Below are 14,621 nucleotides of genomic sequence, written 5' to 3'. Positions count from 1 at the left end.
CTGACCCGGATCGCCGCACGTCAGCGCCCCCGGCCGGTGCCCACATTCCGGACGGGGGCGGGCCGTCGCTTGCGCCGTTCGGAGGACGGCGCGCCGGCGGCGGCACGCGGCGGCCCCTAGATCCCCGGCCGGTACCGGATCGGATGATCCGCCGGCACCTCCACGAGGACGACGCGGTGCCCGTCCGGATCCGCGATCCACATCTCGACCAGCCCCCACGGCTCGCGCACCGGCTCGCGCAGCACGTGCACCCCGGCCGCCGTCAGCTCCTCGTGCGCGGCCCGCACGTCCGCGACCTGGAGCCACAGCCGCAGATGCGGCACCGGCGCCTCCTCGGCCCGCCCCGACACCTCCAGGAAGCCGCCGCCGAGGAAGTACACCGTGCCCCGCTCCGGGCCGGTGCCGAACTCCCGGTACACGGCGAGCCCCAGCGCATCGCCGTAGAACCACCGCGACCGCTCCGGATCGACCGGCCGGACCAGAACCCTGCTGCTCAGTACATGAACCATGCCGACGCACAGTAGTGCGCCCGGGTTAACCTCGACGGCGCCGACCGGCCCGCACCCGTACGAGAATCGGAGAGTCCCCCATGACCGCCCCCCTGACCTACCGTGATGCCGTTCCCGAGGACGCCGACGCGCTCGTGGCACTCATCGAGTCGGCCTACCGGGGGGACGCCAGCCGGGCCGGCTGGACCACGGAGGCGGACATCCTCCAGGGGCAGCGCACCGACCCCGAGGGCGTGCTCGCGGTCGTCAAGGACCCGGACAGCAGGCTGCTCACCGTGGAGCGCGACGGCACGCTCGTCGCCTGCTGCCAGCTGGAGCACCGGGACACCGCCGCCTACTTCGGCATGTTCGCCGTCAGCCCCGCCCTCCAGGGCGCGGGCCTCGGCAAGCAGATCATCGCGGAGGCCGAGCGCCGGGCGCGCGCGGCGTGGGGCGTGCGCGAGATGCACATGACGGTGATCTCCGTACGCGACGAGCTCATCGCCTGGTACGAGCGCCGCGGCTACCGCCGCACGGGACGGATGACCCCCTTCCCGTACGGCGACGAGCGCTTCGGCGTGCCCCAGCGCCCCGACCTCCAGTTCGAGCTGCTGGTCAAGCCGCTGGTCTGAGCCGCGCCGGGGCTACGCGGTGAACCGGCCCGTGCGCTTGATCTCCGGATAGTCGGTGGTCGCGCCGTCCAGCCCGAGCGCCCGTACGAGGCGCAGGTCGTCCTGGGTGTTCACGACCCAGCCGATGATCCTCAGGTCGGCCTTGCGGGCGTGCTCGACGATCTCCTGGGTGAGCCGGCGGATGTTCAGCACGAGGGTCGTGGCGCCGACGGCCACCGCCCGCTGGACGACGTCGGTGCCGTAGCGGCTCGCGACGAGAGCGGTCCGCACCCCGGGCACCAGCCGGGCGATCTCCGCGACCGCCTCGTCGTGGAAGGAGATCACCTCGACCCGGTGCACCAGGTCGCGGCGCAGCATCACCTCGGCGAGCGCCCGGGCCGCCGTCACCGTCTTGATCTCGGCCTGGAGCGGGGCGCTCACCGCGTCCAGGACCTCCTCGAAGACCGGGACGCGCTCACCGCGCCCCGCGTCGAGCGTGCGCAGCTCGGCGAGGGTCTGCTCGGCGATCGGGCCGCTGCCGTCCGTCGTGCGGTCCACGTCGGCGTCGTGCATGACGACGAGCGCGCCGTCCTTGCTCAGGTGCAGGTCGAGCTCGATGAGGTCGAGGCCCGCCCGTTCGGCGGCGACGAAGGATCGCAGGGTGTTCTCGGGTTCGACACCCATCGCTCCGCGATGCCCGATGGTGAGGAAGTTCAAGGCGGTCTCGCTTCCGTCGACGGCGGCTCTGCTGTCACGCGCTTACGTACCCAGGTGACGGCTCTCCCAGCCGCAGCCTAACGGCCGGACTCCGCGACCTGCCCGGTGCGCCCCGGGTGCCCGGAGTCGCCGTGCCGGGTTCCCGCGATCCCGAGGATCAGTCCGGTGACGAGGGCGGCGACGAGGACGGCTCGGGTGCTCACGGCGGGCGCTCCTGGTGGTGCGGGACGGGGTCGCCGACCGTCCTACCGTCCGGCCGCCGCGCGGCCCGGCCAGGTCACCCGCACGTGGGCGGGTCCGGCGCGGGTTGACCGGGGCCGAGCGCCGCCAGATCCGCCAACATGCCCCGCGCCAGCTCTCCTTCGGCCTCCAGCCGGCGCTCGCTCCAGCGCAGCGCGATCTGCGGATGCGCCCACGCCTCCACCCCGTCCGCCCGCGCGAGCGCCTCCCGTACGCCCTTCAGCTCCCGCTCGGTGTGCGCGACGTGCTCGGCGACGAGCGCGCGCAGCCGCTCCGGCTCGGCGAGGTGTCCCAGCCAGACCCGCAGCAGCACCGGGTGCTTGAGCGACACGGCGCCCGGGGCGTCGGTGCCCGCCGCCCACGCGGCCAGCGCGGCCCGCCCCTCCCCGGTGATCGCGTACGCCCGCTTCGCCCGGGGCTCGTCGGGCCCCGAGCGCCGTGAGGTGACGTAGCCGAGCCCTTCGAGCCGGCGCAGCTCCGCGTAGATCTGGCTGAACGCGGGCGCTCCGTAGAAGAACCGCAGGGAGGAGTCCGCCCACTTCTTCAGCTCGTACCCGGTCCGCTCGCCCGGGAAGGAGAGCAGGCCGAGCACGGCCCAGGCGGTCTGCGGGAGGCGAGGTGTGGGCATGCGTCCGCATTGAAGTTCGCGGGGGGCCCGGGCGCAAGGGGCCCTAGGGTGCGGCGCGGTGCAGCCGGGCCGTCAGGTGGTGCTGCAACGGCCGGCCCACCGCGGCGAGTTCGTGCACGAAGTCGAGGGTGCCGCCCTCGGTGAGCGTGTACCGGCGGGTGGTCGCGGTGACCTCCTTCGCGGTCGGCGTGAGCGCCACGTCCTCGGTGGCCAGCGCGACCGCCGTGCCGTCCGCCGTGCCCGCCATGATCTCCGCGATGCCGGTCGGCTGCGTGATCAGGGCCTCGACGCGGCCGTCGGGCTGGAGCCGCCACCAGCCGCTCTCGCGGGCGGCGGGCCGCAACGGCGCGTCGTCCGCGTCGATCAGCCAGGCGCGGGCCGTGTAGTGCAGGAAGGGACGCCCGTCGTGGCCGAAGGCGACCTCCTGCGCGTACGTGAAGTCGCCGTCCAGCGTCGGATAGCCGCCGCGGCCCCGCCCGCGCCACGTGCCGAGCAGGCCGAGCACCGGGGCGAGCAGCGGGTGCGCCTCCTGCGGCTGCTCGGCGTACGGGTAGGCGGGGACGGCGTCGGGCACGGCGAACTCCAGGTGCGGGGTCGGGCGACGGGGACGAAAGCGGGGCCCAGCCTAGGGCAGGCCCGCCGGGCGGTGCGGCGCGCTCCCGCCCGGCGGGCCGGGCACGACCCGTAATCTCGGACGGGTGTCCGACTCCGCCCGCCGCCACCGCGTCGCCGTCCTCGTCCTCGACGGGGCGAAACCCCTGGACGTGGGGATTCCCGCCCAGGTCTTCACGACCCGCGCGAGCATGCCGTACGAGGTGCGGGTGTGCGGTCCCGCGCCCGGTCTCGTCACCGGCGGTGACGGCCTATCCTACGCCGTCGCCCACGGTCCGGAGGCGCTGGAGTGGGCGGACATCGTGTTCGTGCCCGGATACCGGTTCCCGGACCGGGAGGCGCCGCCCCCGGCCGTCGTCGCCGCGCTGCGCGCCGCCCACACCCGGGGCGCCCGGCTCGCCGCGATCTCCACGGGCGCCTTCGCGCTCGCCGCGACGGGCCTGCTCGACGGGCGCCGGGCCACGACCCACTGGCACTACACGCAGGCGCTCGCCGAGCAGTACCCGCGGGTCCGGGTCGACGAGAACGTCCTCTTCGTCGACGAGGGCTCCGTGCTGACCTCGGCGGGCGCCGCCTCCGGCATCGACCTGTGCCTGCACATCCTGCGCGCCGACCTCGGCGTGGCCGCCGCCAACCACGCGGCCCGGCGGCTGGTCGCCGCCCCCTACCGCAGTGGCGGCCAGGCCCAGTACGTGCCGCGCAGCGTGCCCGAGCCGCTCGGCGAACGGTTCGCCGCCACCCGGGAATGGGCGCTGAGCCGCCTCGGCGACCCGCTGACGCTCCAGGTCCTCGCGCGGCACGCGGCGGTGTCGGAGCGCACGTTCTCCCGGCGCTTCGTCGAGGACACCGGGTACACCCCGATGCAGTGGGTGATGCGGGCCCGCATCGACCTGGCCCGCGAACTCCTCGAACGCTCCCAGCTGGCCGTCGAGCAGATCGCCGCCGATGCCGGCCTGGGCACGGGGGCCAATCTCAGGCTGCACTTCCAGCGCATCCTGGGCACCACGCCGACCGAGTACCGGCGCACGTTCGCCCGCGGCGAATAGCCCTCCGGGCGTCCCGGGCCAACCCTCAGGCCCCCCTCGCCGACCAGCCCCCTGCGGGCGGCAGTCCGTGACTAGCCCGTGCCGTTGGGCAGCCCCGTGGCGGCTCTGGGGCGGTCGGGCGGTGGCTCCGCAACGGTCCTGCGCCCGGTCCGGCGACAGCCTTGCGACAGCCCCGCACCGCCCCGCGACAGCCCCGCACCGCCCCGCGACGGCCCCTCATCGTGCCCGCGACAGCCCCTCGGAGAGCCCGGCGGACCGCGCGGACGGGCGTGGCGGGATCCTTGCGGACCTTGGCATTCCCGCCGCTGTCGCCGGTGCCCGCGGCGAGCGACTCTGGTGGTGTTCCCGCTGGACGGGCGGAACGCGACCGGCCGCCGAAGGGCGCCGGGCGGGCCGCGACCCCAGCACCCCACCCCGGACGGGCCGGACGTCCCGCACGCCCCGGCCCCGTCGGACCGACGGGAGTCACCCGCATGACCCGCATCGCCATCAACGGATTCGGCCGCATCGGACGCAACGTCCTGCGCGCGCTCCTGGAGCGCGACTCGGACCTGGAGGTCGTCGCCGTCAACGACCTCACCGAGCCCACCGCGCTCGCCCGGCTGCTCGCCTACGACTCGACGGCGGGCCGGCTCGGCCGCCCGGTGTCCGCCGACGGGGACGCGCTCGTCGTCGACGGCCGCCGCATCAAGGTGCTCGCCGAGCGGGAGCCCGCCCGGCTGCCCTGGGCCGAGCTCGACATCGACATCGTCCTGGAGTCCACCGGCCGCTTCACCTCGGCGACGGCGGCCCGCGCCCACCTCGACGCGGGCGCGAAGAAGGTCCTGGTCAGCGCCCCGTCGGACGGCGCCGACATCACGCTGGCCTACGGGGTGAACAGCGACTCCTACGACGCGGCCCTGCACACGATCGTCTCGAACGCCTCCTGCACCACGAACGCCCTGGCGCCGCTCGCGGCCGTCCTCGACGACCTCGCCGGCATCGAGCACGGCTTCATGACGACCGTGCACGCCTACACGCAGGAGCAGAACCTCCAGGACGGCCCGCACCGCGACGCCCGCCGGGCCCGCGCGGCCGCCGTCAACATCGCGCCGACCACGACCGGCGCCGCCAAGGCGATCGGCCTCGTCCTGCCGAGCCTGGACGGCAAGCTGTCCGGCGACTCGATCCGCGTGCCCGTCCCGGTCGGCTCGATCGTCGAGCTCAACACGACGGTCGCCCGCGACGTGACCCGCGACGACGTCCTCGCCGCCTACCGCACCGCCGCCGAGGGCCCGCTCGCCGGGGTCCTCGAGTACACCGAGGAGCCGCTGGTCTCGTCCGACATCGTGGGCAACCCCGCGTCGTCCGTCTTCGACGCCGCCCTGACGCGCGTCGACGGCCGCCACGTCAAGGTGGTCGCCTGGTACGACAACGAGTGGGGCTTCTCGAACCGCGTCGTCGACACGCTGAACCTGCTCGCCGCCGGCTGACACGCCGAGCCACACCCCGGGCGGGACACCGGGCGGAGGAACTCCGCCCGCTCCCGCCCCTTCCCTTGTCTGACACTTCGTCATATACCTTTCAGTCATAGGGAGACGACGCTCCACCGACACGGCTCGACCCCCGGGAGGAACAGTGAAGTTCTCCGTCATCTTCGAGGCACAGCTCGCCGACCCCACGGTCGACCGCGAGCACCGGCTCTTCCACGACTGCGTCGAACAGGCCGTCCTCGCCGAGGAGATGGGCTTCGACCGGATCTGGGCGGTGGAGCACCACTCCCTCAAGTGGTACGCCCACATGTCGGCGCCGGAGATCTTCCTGACCTGGGTCGCGGCCCGCACCTCCCGCATCCGCGTCGGGCACGGCGTGGTGTGCATGCCGTTCCGCTTCAACCACCCCGCGCGTGTCGCCGAACGCGCCGCCACGCTCGACCTGTTGTCGGGCGGGCGGCTCGACCTCGGCGCCGGCCGGGGCGGCACCCGGCAGGAGACCTCGCTGTGCGGTGTCGACCCGGACCGCACGACCGAGGAGGTCGAGGAGGCGCTGCGCATCATCGGCAAGGCGTGGGAGAAGGACGAGCTGGAGCACCACGGCCCGCTCCTCGACATCGACCCGCACCCGATCCTGCCGCGCCCCGCGCAGACCCCGCACCCACCGCTCTTCCTGGCGTGCAGCCGCACCGAGACCCTGCGCCAGGCGGCCGAACTCGGCGTGGGCGCCCTGGTGATGGGCTTCGCCGGGCCGGAGTCGATCGCCGACATGCGCCGGGCCTACGACGCGGCGCGGGCGGCCAGGACCGGCGAGCGCCTGGTCTCCTCCGTGGTCAACGACCACTTCGCGGTGCTGTGCCCCACGATCGTCCTCGACGACCGGGAGGCGGCCCGGGCCGTCGGCGTGCGCGGCCAGCGCTTCTTCGCCCAGTCCATCGGGCACTGGTACGGCGGTGCGGGGATCCCCGACGAGGCCGTCGTGGAGGGCGCCGACGAGGCCGCCGAGATGCGCAGGGCCGCCGAGCAGGTCGTGGCCCGCCTTCACGAACAGCACATCCCGGTCCGCCCGAACGCCACCGCCACCTTCCGCGCCGACCACGCCTACGGGACGGCGGCGGACGCCATCGCCCACGTCGAACGCCTCCGCGACGCCGGCGCCGACGAGGTCATGTGCCTGATCCAGATGGGCACCGTGCCGCAGTCGGCCTGCCTGGAGACATTGCGGCAATGGGGAGAGACAGTGATTCCGCACTTCCGGCGACGGGGATAGGGGCAGGAGGCCGTACCGAGCCGTCGCCCGGACCGAGCCCGTGGCCCGTCCCGCGCCCTCAGGGTGCGGGGGACCCGCCGGACCACCCGGGTGCCGCCCGCGCCGGCGCCCGCCCACCGCCGCCCACCCCGAAGGAGCCCCCGTGACCACCCCGGACCGCCTCGCCCCCGAAGCCCGACCGCTCGTGGACGCGATGACCGCCCTCTTCCCCGACATCGGCGGCGCCGTCACCGACGCCGCCGAAGCCCGCAGGATCCTCGCGGCCGCACCGGCGGCGCCGTTCCCCCCGCCCGTCGTGGGCGGCGTCGAGGACCGGGAGATACCGGGCGCCGCCGACGGCCCGCCCGTCCCCGTACGGATCTACCGGCCGGAGGGCGACGCCGGTCCGCGCCCGGTCGTCGTCTTCTTCCACGGCGGCGGCTGGGTCGTCTGCGGCCTCGACAGCCACGACTCCACCGCCCGCGCCCTGTGCCGCGACGCGGGGGCCGTGGTGGTGTCCGTGGACTACCGGCTCGCGCCCGAGCACCGGTTCCCCGCCGCCGTCGAGGACGCGTACGCCGCCGTGCGCTGGGTCGCCGACCACGCCGCCGGACTCGGCGCGGACCCGGCGGCGCTGAGCGTCGCCGGGGACAGCGCGGGCGGGAACCTCGCGGCGGTCGTCGCCCAGATCGCCCGGGACGAGGGCGGCCCCGCCATCGCCCGCCAGCTCCTCGTCTACCCGGCGACCGACGCCCGGCAGAAGACCGGCTCGTTCGACACCAACGCCGACGGCTACTTCCTCACCGCCACGCACTGCGCCTGGTTCCGCGAGCAGTACCTCGGCCCCGACGGCGACCCGGCCGACCCCCGTGTCTCCCCGCTGCTCGCCGAGGACCTCACCGGGCTGCCGCCCGCGCACGTCGTCACGGCGGGCTGCGACCCCCTGTGCGACGAGGGGCTGGCGTACGCGCGCGCCCTGCGGGACGCCGGGGTCCCGGTCACCGAGAGCCGCTTCCCGGGCATGTTCCACGGCTTCTTCGGCTTCCCCGAACTGCTCGACGACGCCCGCACCGCCCTCGCGGATGTGGTCGAGATCATCGTTTCAAGCGGTCGCGACAGGAAAAACGACGGTGATGCAGGGGGTCGGGCAGGATAATTTCCCGAGTCTCCTCTTGTGGCAGAGAACCTTGCATGCATACGGTGTCCATACGCGAGGTTCTCCCGTGGAGGATGAGAGATGACGGAAATTCTTGTGCAGAAGGCCATGGGGGAGACGCTTCCTCCGGTCCAGGGGCAGGGCGACAGGGTGGTGGAGCACCCGGCCTGGCCCGTGCTCAAGGACGCCGTCGAGGAGATCAGGACCTGGCAGGACAAGGACGGGTCCATCGATCTCGGCGCCGAGGGCGCGCCGTCGGCGGCCGACGCCGAGCGGGCCGTCGACCGGGTCGCGACGGCGGTCGGTCGGCTCGCCCCGCTCCTCCCGCACGACGCCGCGTACCTGGACGCGCTCGTGGGGGACCTGCGCCGCTGGGCCGACGGCGGCTTCGCCGTGCCCGACTTCCTGGACTCCCTCCTCGCCTTCCAGCCCGCCGCGCAGCGCCGGGACGGCCTCCAGCACCTGGTGGTCTTCCCGATGTACACGCAGAACGGCAATCCGGACCGGAATCTGGAGGCCGTCGTCCTCAAGATGGTCTGGCCGGACTGGCTCGCCGAGCTGGAGGCGACCCGTTACGACAACCCCCTCTTCTGCGGCATCACCTTCGAGGACTTCACCTCGGGCTACGACACGAACTCGGCGGTGCTCTTCCCGGAGACCATCGCCGTGCGCGAGGCCCCCGAGCGGTTCTCGTGGGGCGGCATCTTCTGCGACCGCGAGGCGGCCCGCTTCCGCCGCGTCACGGAGGCCGCCGTCGGCATCCTGGGCCTCGAACTGCCCGCCGACATCCAGCAGATGGTCGGCGACCAGGACCGCTGCCAGCAGGCGTTCGTCCTGTGGGACATGGTCCACGACCGCACCCACAGCCACGGCGACCTGCCCTTCGACCCGTTCATGATCAAGCAGCGGCAGCCGTTCTGGATGTACGGGCTCGAAGAGCTGCGCTGCGACCTCACGGCCTTCAAGGAGGCGGTGAAGCTGGAGGCGGACGGCGTCACGCAGGGGCGCGACGTGCAGTACGCGGTCCTCTTCGACCGGATGTTCCGCTTCCCCGTCACCGGCGAGCGCGTGCGCAACTACGACGGTCTGGGCGGCCAGCTCCTCTTCGCGTACCTGCACAAGCACGACGTGGTGCGCTGGACGGACAACAAGCTGCACATCGACTGGCAGCGCGCCCCCGAGGTGACGAACCGGCTGTGCGGCGAGATCGAGCAGCTCTACCGCGACGGCATCGACCGCCCCAAGCTCGTGCACTGGTTCGCCGCCTACGACCTGGTCTCCACCTATCTCGCCCCGCACCCGGGCTCGCGCTGGGCCAAGGGCCCCGACGCCCTGGACGTCTCGCTCCCGCCGCGCAAGCTCGTGGACGACGTGCTTCCCGACGAGTTTCCGCTGAGCATGTTCTATGAGGCCCTCTCGAAGAAGCTGAAAACCGTGATCGCCTCGACGAAGGGCATCACCGCGGCCGGCGCCGAGCAGGTGGCCGCGTGAGCGACCCCGTACAGGAGGCGACTGTCATGACCGACACCCCCACCGATGTCACCGCCAAGGACACGCTGGACGGCGCCGTGATCGCGGTCGCCGGGGCGGCCGGACCCGCCGGCCGCGCCGCGCTCAAGCGGCTCGCCGAGGCCGGCGCCACCGTCATCGGCGCCGACGCGGACCCCGAGCGGCTGGCCGAGGCCGTCGACGAGGCGCGGTACGCGCACGGCGGCGCCACCGTCGTCGGCGACACCGTCGACCTCCTCGACCTGCGGGCCACCCGTGCGTGGGCGGAGCGCGTGGAGAAGGACTTCGGCCAGGTCGACGGCGTGGTCCACCTCGTCGGCGGCTGGCGCGGCAGCGCCTCCTTCGCCGAGACCGACCTCGCCGACTGGGACCTGCTCGAGAAGCTGCTGATCCGCACCGTGCAGCACACCTCGCTCGCCTTCCAGGAGGCCCTCGGCCGCTCGGCGCGCGGGCGCTACCTCCTGATCAGCGCGGCGGGCGCCAGCAGGCCGACCGCCGGGAACGCCGCGTACGCCGCCTCCAAGGCCGCCGCCGAGGCCTGGACGCTCGCCCTCGGTGACGCGTTCCGCAAGGCCGGGGGCGATGCCGGACCGCGCCAGGCGGCTGCCATCCTGGTGGTGAAGGCGCTGGTGCACGACGCGATGCGCGCGGAGCGCCCCAACGCGAAGTTCGCGGGCTTCACGGACGTCGAGGAGCTGGCCGAGGCCATCGCCGGCGTCTGGGACCGGCCCGCCGCCGAAGTGAACGGGACCCGTCTGTGGCTGACCGAGAAGCCGTGAACCCTCCGAAGACCGACGCCCGCCGCCATCACGACCCCACCACCAGGGGATTCGCCAGCGACAACTACGCGGGCACCCACCCCGAGGTGCTGGCGGCGCTCGCCCTCGCCAACGGCGGGCACCAGGTCGCGTACGGCGAGGACGACTACACGGCGCATCTCCAGCAGATCATCCGCAGCCACTTCGGCCCGACCGCCGAAGCCTTCCCGGTCTTCAACGGCACGGGGGCCAACGTCGTCGCGCTCCAGGCGGTCACCGACCGCTGGGGCGCGGTGATCTGCGCCGAGTCCGCGCACATCAACGTCGACGAGGGCGGCGCCCCCGAGCGCATGGGCGGCCTGAAGCTGCTCACCGTCCCCACCCCGGACGGCAAGCTCACCCCCGACCTCATCGACCGGCAGGCGTACGGCTGGGACGACGAGCACCGCGCGATGCCGCAGGTCGTCTCGATCACCCAGTCCACCGAACTGGGCACGCTGTACACGCCCGGGGAGATCCGCGCGATCTGCGACCACGCCCACCAGCACGGCATGACGGTGCACCTCGACGGCTCCCGGATAGCCAACGCGGCGGCGTCCCTGGACGTCCCGATGCGGACGTTCACCAACGCCGTGGGCGTCGACATCCTGTCCCTCGGCGGCACCAAGAACGGCGCGGTCTTCGGCGAGGCCGTGGTCGTCGTCAACCAGGACGCCGTGCGCCACATGAAGCACCTGCGCAAGCTGTCCATGCAGCTCGCCTCCAAGATGCGTTTCGTGTCGGTGCAGTTGGAGGCCCTGTTCGCCAAGGACCTGTGGCTGCGCAACGCCCGGCACGCCAACGAGATGGCCCAGCGCCTCGCCGAGGGCGTGCGCGCGGTGCACGGCGTGGAGATCCTGCACCCCGTGCAGGCCAACGGCGTCTTCGCCCGCCTCCCGCACGACGTCGCCGAGCGCCTGATGAAGCACTACCGCTTCTACTTCTGGGACGAGTCGGCCGGTGACGTCCGCTGGATGTGCGCCTTCGACACCCGCGAGGAGGACGTCGACGGGTTCGTCGCGGCCCTCAAGGAAGAGATGGCCCGTTAGCAATCGCATAAGTATGCGGTCGACCGTAAAAGTATTGACCGGCGGTCGGCCGCGTCCTTATGCTCGCGTGCCATGCAGCTGATCCAGCAGAATCCCGACCTCTCCGCCTATCTGGCGGCGGACGACGTCGTCGACCATCATCATCCGCTGATCCGGGAGACGGCCGCGCGCCTCGCCAAGGGGTCCGTCGACTCCTACGCGTACGCGCGCGCCGCGTACGAGCACGTACGGGACGCGATCCCGCACTCCGCCGACAGCGGCGACCCGCGCGTCACCTGGCGGGCCTCCGACGTCCTGGACCAGGGCACCGGCATCTGCCACGCGAAGGCGCACGCCCTGACGGCTCTGCTGCGCGCCGAGGACATCCCCGCGGCGCTCTGCTACCAGCGGCTCACCCACGACGCGGGGACGGGCTGGTGCGTGCACGGCCTCGTCGCCGTGCGGTTCCGCGGCGCCTGGCACCGGCAGGACTGCCGGGGGAACAAGCCGGGGGTCGACGCCCGGTTCTCCCTGACGGGGGAGCGGCTGGCGTGGGTGCCCGATCCGGGGGCGGGCGAGGCGGACTACCCGTGGCTCTTCGACGCGCCGCATCCCGCGGTGCTCGACGCGCTGCGCGCCGCCCCGGACCGCCCGCGTCTCTGGGAGAGCCTTCCCGACGCGCTCGCCCCGTGACGCGAAGAGGGCCGAACCGGCCGCCGTGCCCGGCGCGTTCGGCCCGTCGTCCGGCTCAGCCCGCCTCGGCGGCCTTGACCTCTTCGGGGGTCGGGGCGGTGCCACCCAGATGCGCCGGCATCCACCACGTGTCGTGCGGACCCTTGGGGCGCACCGGATAGGCCCGCTGCGCCGCTTCGAGCAACTCCTGCACCCGGCTGCGCAGACGGCGCGTGATCGCGCCCGCGTACTGGTCGGACGGCGCCTCCATGGCCTCGCCCACCCGGATCGTGACCGGGATGTGCTGCCGCTTGAAGTTGCGCGGACGCCCCTTCGTCCAGACCCGCTGCGTGCCCCACAGCGCCATCGGGATCAGCGGCACCCCGGCCTCCTGCGCCAGCCGCACCGCACCCGTCTTGAAGCTCTTCAGCGTGAACGACTCCGAGATCGTCGCCTCCGGGAACACCCCGACGACCTCGCCCGCGCGCAGCGACTGCAACGCGTGCTGGTACGCGTGCTCACCCTGCGAACGGTCCACGGGGATGTGCTTCATGCTGCGCATCAGCGGACCGGAGATCTTGTGCCGGAACACCGACTCCTTCGCCATGAACCGGACCAGACGCTTCTGCGGCAGCGCGGCGAGGCCGTCGAAGATGAAGTCCAGGTAGCTGATGTGATTGCTGACCAGGACGGCTCCGCCCGAGCGCGGAATGTTCTCCGAGCCCTTGCAGTCGATCTTCAGGTCGAGCGCCTTGAACATCGTTTTCGCGGCGCCGATGACCGGACGGTAGACGAGCTCTGCCATGGAGGGGGAGGACCCTTCTGAAGTGCCTGGGGAACGTGCTGGGTGGGACGGTTCCCGGCGTTAAGTTACGGAGCCGTAGGTATTGCGGCTTGCGCAGATCGTGCCCCAAGAACGGCCGGGTGGCCAGTCCTGGTTCCGGCGTCGCGCGAGATCCTGGTCACGTTGGCCGGAATGCGCGGAGACGTTTGAGCGCTGTACCCGGGACGAGGGATGAACGACGGACAAAGGAGGACAGGAGTGACCGTGAGCGAAGTGACGCTCGGTGCCCGGCAGTTGGGTGCGGAGCTGGGGGAGCGCGCGACGCTCGTCCAGTTCTCCAGCGCCTTCTGCGCGCCCTGCCGGGCCACCCGGCGCGTGCTCGGCGAGGTCGCCGCGCTGGTCCCCGGTGTCTCGCACGTCGAGATCGACGCCGAGGCCAGGCTCGACCTCGTCCGCGCCGTCGGCGTGGTGAAGACGCCCACGGTCCTGGTCCTCGACGCCCGCGGCCGCGAGGTGCGCCGCGCGGCGGGCCAGCCGCGCAAGGCGGACGTCATCGCCGCGCTCGGCGCGGCGGTGTGACGCCCTCACCCACGGTGGTGCCGGGGTGACGCATCTCCCAGATGACGGTACGCACTTGACTGCGCGCGCCACGTATCGTCAGTCTGACCTTATGCCGCCGGAACTCCTTCTCCACCAGCGGGTCCACGTCGATCTCGCGCGCTGTGCGAGCGCTCGTTGTCGTGTCTTCTGACGCAGCCCCGGACCCCGCTCGCACTCTCCCGCAGAAGGACAGTTCCATGACGGTCACCCCGGACCTTCGCACCGCCCTGCCGGCCGGCCCCGACCTCCTCCGCTCCGTCTTCCGGCAGCACGCCGCGGGCGTCGCGGTGATCACGGCGGCGGGCGGCGCGCCCGTCGGCTTCACCGCGACCTCCCTCACCTCCGTCTCCGCCCAACCGCCCGTGATCTCCTTCGGCATCGGCGTGGGCGCCTCCAGCTGGCCCACCGTCGCCGAGGCCGGCCACGTCGGCGTGCACATACTCGGCGAGGACCAGGCCGACCTCGCGGGGACCTTCGCGCGCAGCGGGGCCGACCGCTTCGGCGCCCCCACCCGCTGGACCGAGGGGCCCGAGGGCGTTCCGGTCCTCGACGGCGTGCTGGCCTGGCTGGTCTGCAAGGTGATCGCCCGGGTGCCCGCGGGCGACCACCGCATCGTGCTCGCCGAGGCCGTCTGCGGGGACCTGCCCGGAGCGGGCCGCCCGCTCCTCTACCACCAGGGCCGCTTCAACGCGCTGCGCGACTGAGAGTTCCCAGCTCCGGGCGGTTACGGAGCGTTGGCAACGTCACAGTTCAAAGCGCTTGCTCAGTGGGCACGATATGGGTGTACTGACGAGTAATATTTCGATCGGAGCGCGGGCCGCCCCGACCGGAAGAGTCCGCTTCAGGCGCCTATGCTGCCTGGTACGAGGCGTTTACCGACGCAGCAGCACAGCCGCCCAGTAAAAGACGATTGCAGTAGGAGAGCCGGCGTGAGCTTGAGGATCGTTGTCACCGTGAAGTATGTGCCGGATGCCACGGGCGACCGGCATTTCGCCGATGACCTGACCGTTGA

Annotated in this window: 17 protein-coding genes and 1 pseudogene; 12 read left to right on the top strand and 6 right to left on the bottom strand. The window is 72.9% G+C overall.

Going from position 1 to position 14,621, the window contains the following annotated elements; translation table 11 throughout:
• Positions 1-116 precede the first annotated feature (116 nt).
• The gene (locus ACIP5K_RS30080; protein WP_401414583.1) at positions 117-509 is read right to left on the bottom strand and encodes a VOC family protein; all 393 of its coding nucleotides are present in this window, start codon (positions 507-509) and stop codon (positions 117-119) included.
• An 80-nt stretch (positions 510-589) separates the two neighbouring features.
• Here ACIP5K_RS30080 and ACIP5K_RS30075 point away from each other — a divergent pair, with 80 nt between their 5' ends.
• Positions 590-1,120 carry a GNAT family N-acetyltransferase gene (locus ACIP5K_RS30075; RefSeq protein WP_401414581.1) on the top strand — a complete coding sequence of 177 codons (531 nt, stop codon included), beginning with the start codon at positions 590-592 and terminating at the stop codon, positions 1,118-1,120.
• 12 nt (positions 1,121-1,132) lie between these two features.
• Here the strand turns inward: ACIP5K_RS30075 and ACIP5K_RS30070 are convergent, their stop codons facing one another.
• The 4 genes from ACIP5K_RS30070 to ACIP5K_RS30055 form a co-directional block, all read right to left on the bottom strand.
• Positions 1,133-1,816 (bottom strand): glycerophosphodiester phosphodiesterase, encoded by a 684-nt coding sequence (locus ACIP5K_RS30070; protein ID WP_401414579.1) that lies wholly within the window; start codon positions 1,814-1,816, stop codon positions 1,133-1,135.
• Between the two features lie 77 nt (positions 1,817-1,893).
• Entirely contained in the window at positions 1,894-2,019 is a 126-nt protein-coding gene (locus ACIP5K_RS30065) for a hypothetical protein (protein WP_401414577.1), read from the bottom strand.
• A gap of 74 nt (positions 2,020-2,093) precedes the next feature.
• Positions 2,094-2,684 (bottom strand): PadR family transcriptional regulator, encoded by a 591-nt coding sequence (locus tag ACIP5K_RS30060; RefSeq protein WP_401414575.1) that lies wholly within the window; start codon positions 2,682-2,684, stop codon positions 2,094-2,096.
• A 43-nt stretch (positions 2,685-2,727) separates the two neighbouring features.
• Entirely contained in the window at positions 2,728-3,258 is a 531-nt protein-coding gene (locus ACIP5K_RS30055) for an FABP family protein (RefSeq protein WP_401414573.1), read from the bottom strand.
• 124 nt (positions 3,259-3,382) lie between these two features.
• On the opposite strand from ACIP5K_RS30055, the gene ACIP5K_RS30050 reads away from it, so the two are divergent.
• The 8 genes from ACIP5K_RS30050 to ACIP5K_RS30015 all read left to right on the top strand — a co-directional run bounded on the left by ACIP5K_RS30050 (position 3,383) and on the right by ACIP5K_RS30015 (position 12,246).
• A complete protein-coding gene (locus ACIP5K_RS30050; RefSeq protein WP_401414571.1) occupies positions 3,383-4,342 on the top strand; it encodes a GlxA family transcriptional regulator in 960 nt (319 codons plus the stop codon).
• A 473-nt stretch (positions 4,343-4,815) separates the two neighbouring features.
• Positions 4,816-5,814 (top strand): type I glyceraldehyde-3-phosphate dehydrogenase, encoded by a 999-nt coding sequence (gene gap, locus ACIP5K_RS30045; protein ID WP_401414569.1) that lies wholly within the window; start codon positions 4,816-4,818, stop codon positions 5,812-5,814.
• Between the two features lie 145 nt (positions 5,815-5,959).
• Positions 5,960-7,084, top strand: coding sequence for an LLM class flavin-dependent oxidoreductase (locus ACIP5K_RS30040; protein WP_401414567.1), 1,125 nt, complete (start codon positions 5,960-5,962; stop codon positions 7,082-7,084).
• A 193-nt stretch (positions 7,085-7,277) separates the two neighbouring features.
• The gene (locus ACIP5K_RS30035; protein WP_401414844.1) at positions 7,278-8,219 is read left to right on the top strand and encodes an alpha/beta hydrolase; all 942 of its coding nucleotides are present in this window, start codon (positions 7,278-7,280) and stop codon (positions 8,217-8,219) included.
• Between the two features lie 81 nt (positions 8,220-8,300).
• Positions 8,301-9,710: a DUF6421 family protein gene (locus ACIP5K_RS30030; RefSeq protein ID WP_401414565.1), complete on the top strand. Its 1,410-nt coding sequence runs from the start codon at positions 8,301-8,303 to the stop codon at positions 9,708-9,710.
• A 26-nt stretch (positions 9,711-9,736) separates the two neighbouring features.
• A complete protein-coding gene (locus tag ACIP5K_RS30025; RefSeq protein WP_401414563.1) occupies positions 9,737-10,507 on the top strand; it encodes an SDR family NAD(P)-dependent oxidoreductase in 771 nt (256 codons plus the stop codon).
• Positions 10,504-11,574 carry a threonine aldolase family protein gene (locus tag ACIP5K_RS30020; RefSeq protein WP_401414561.1) on the top strand — a complete coding sequence of 357 codons (1,071 nt, stop codon included), beginning with the start codon at positions 10,504-10,506 and terminating at the stop codon, positions 11,572-11,574. The genes ACIP5K_RS30025 and ACIP5K_RS30020 overlap by 4 nt, the downstream gene beginning before the upstream one ends.
• 72 nt (positions 11,575-11,646) lie before the next feature.
• Positions 11,647-12,246, top strand: a complete 600-nt coding sequence (locus tag ACIP5K_RS30015; protein WP_401414559.1) for a transglutaminase family protein — start codon at positions 11,647-11,649, stop codon at positions 12,244-12,246.
• A 55-nt stretch (positions 12,247-12,301) separates the two neighbouring features.
• On the opposite strand, the gene ACIP5K_RS30010 is transcribed toward ACIP5K_RS30015, so the two are convergent.
• Complete coding sequence (locus ACIP5K_RS30010) at positions 12,302-13,030, bottom strand: lysophospholipid acyltransferase family protein (protein WP_401414557.1); 729 nt, start codon at positions 13,028-13,030, stop codon at positions 12,302-12,304.
• Positions 13,031-13,240: 210 nt separating this feature from the next.
• Between ACIP5K_RS30010 and ACIP5K_RS30005 the strand changes: the two genes are divergently transcribed.
• The 3 genes and pseudogenes from ACIP5K_RS30005 to ACIP5K_RS29995 all read left to right on the top strand — a co-directional run.
• Complete coding sequence (locus tag ACIP5K_RS30005) at positions 13,241-13,588, top strand: TlpA family protein disulfide reductase (protein WP_401414555.1); 348 nt, start codon at positions 13,241-13,243, stop codon at positions 13,586-13,588.
• Positions 13,589-13,806: 218 nt separating this feature from the next.
• The gene (locus ACIP5K_RS30000) at positions 13,807-14,313 is read left to right on the top strand and encodes a flavin reductase family protein (RefSeq protein ID WP_401414553.1); all 507 of its coding nucleotides are present in this window, start codon (positions 13,807-13,809) and stop codon (positions 14,311-14,313) included.
• A gap of 225 nt (positions 14,314-14,538) precedes the next feature.
• Positions 14,539-14,621 (top strand): annotated as a pseudogene (locus ACIP5K_RS29995) (electron transfer flavoprotein subunit beta); the annotation flags it as partial.

Source organism: Streptomyces sp. NPDC088785, from assembly GCF_044750685.1.
Classification (GTDB): Bacteria; Actinomycetota; Actinomycetes; order Streptomycetales; family Streptomycetaceae; genus Streptomyces.
The sequence above is the reverse complement of the archived record's forward strand: the minus strand, read 5'-3'. Positions and strand labels throughout refer to the sequence as shown.

Excerpts from the sequence above, each read along its gene's own strand:
- ACIP5K_RS30035 (WP_401414844.1), top strand. The coding sequence starts at position 7,278 with ATGACCGCCCTCTTCCCCGACATCGGCGGCGCCGTCACCGACGCCGCC.
- ACIP5K_RS30075 (WP_401414581.1), top strand. The coding sequence starts at position 590 with ATGACCGCCCCCCTGACCTACCGTGATGCCGTTCCCGAGGACGCCGAC.
- ACIP5K_RS30000 (WP_401414553.1), top strand. The coding sequence starts at position 13,807 with ATGACGGTCACCCCGGACCTTCGCACCGCCCTGCCGGCCGGCCCCGAC.
- ACIP5K_RS30025 (WP_401414563.1), top strand. The coding sequence starts at position 9,737 with ATGACCGACACCCCCACCGATGTCACCGCCAAGGACACGCTGGACGGC.
- ACIP5K_RS30060 (WP_401414575.1), bottom strand. The coding sequence starts at position 2,684 with ATGCCCACACCTCGCCTCCCGCAGACCGCCTGGGCCGTGCTCGGCCTG.
- ACIP5K_RS30015 (WP_401414559.1), top strand. The coding sequence starts at position 11,647 with ATGCAGCTGATCCAGCAGAATCCCGACCTCTCCGCCTATCTGGCGGCG.
- ACIP5K_RS30010 (WP_401414557.1), bottom strand. The coding sequence starts at position 13,030 with ATGGCAGAGCTCGTCTACCGTCCGGTCATCGGCGCCGCGAAAACGATG.
- gap (WP_401414569.1), top strand. The coding sequence starts at position 4,816 with ATGACCCGCATCGCCATCAACGGATTCGGCCGCATCGGACGCAACGTC.
- ACIP5K_RS30080 (WP_401414583.1), bottom strand. The coding sequence starts at position 509 with ATGGTTCATGTACTGAGCAGCAGGGTTCTGGTCCGGCCGGTCGATCCG.
- ACIP5K_RS30030 (WP_401414565.1), top strand. The coding sequence starts at position 8,301 with ATGACGGAAATTCTTGTGCAGAAGGCCATGGGGGAGACGCTTCCTCCG.
- ACIP5K_RS30005 (WP_401414555.1), top strand. The coding sequence starts at position 13,241 with ATGAACGACGGACAAAGGAGGACAGGAGTGACCGTGAGCGAAGTGACG.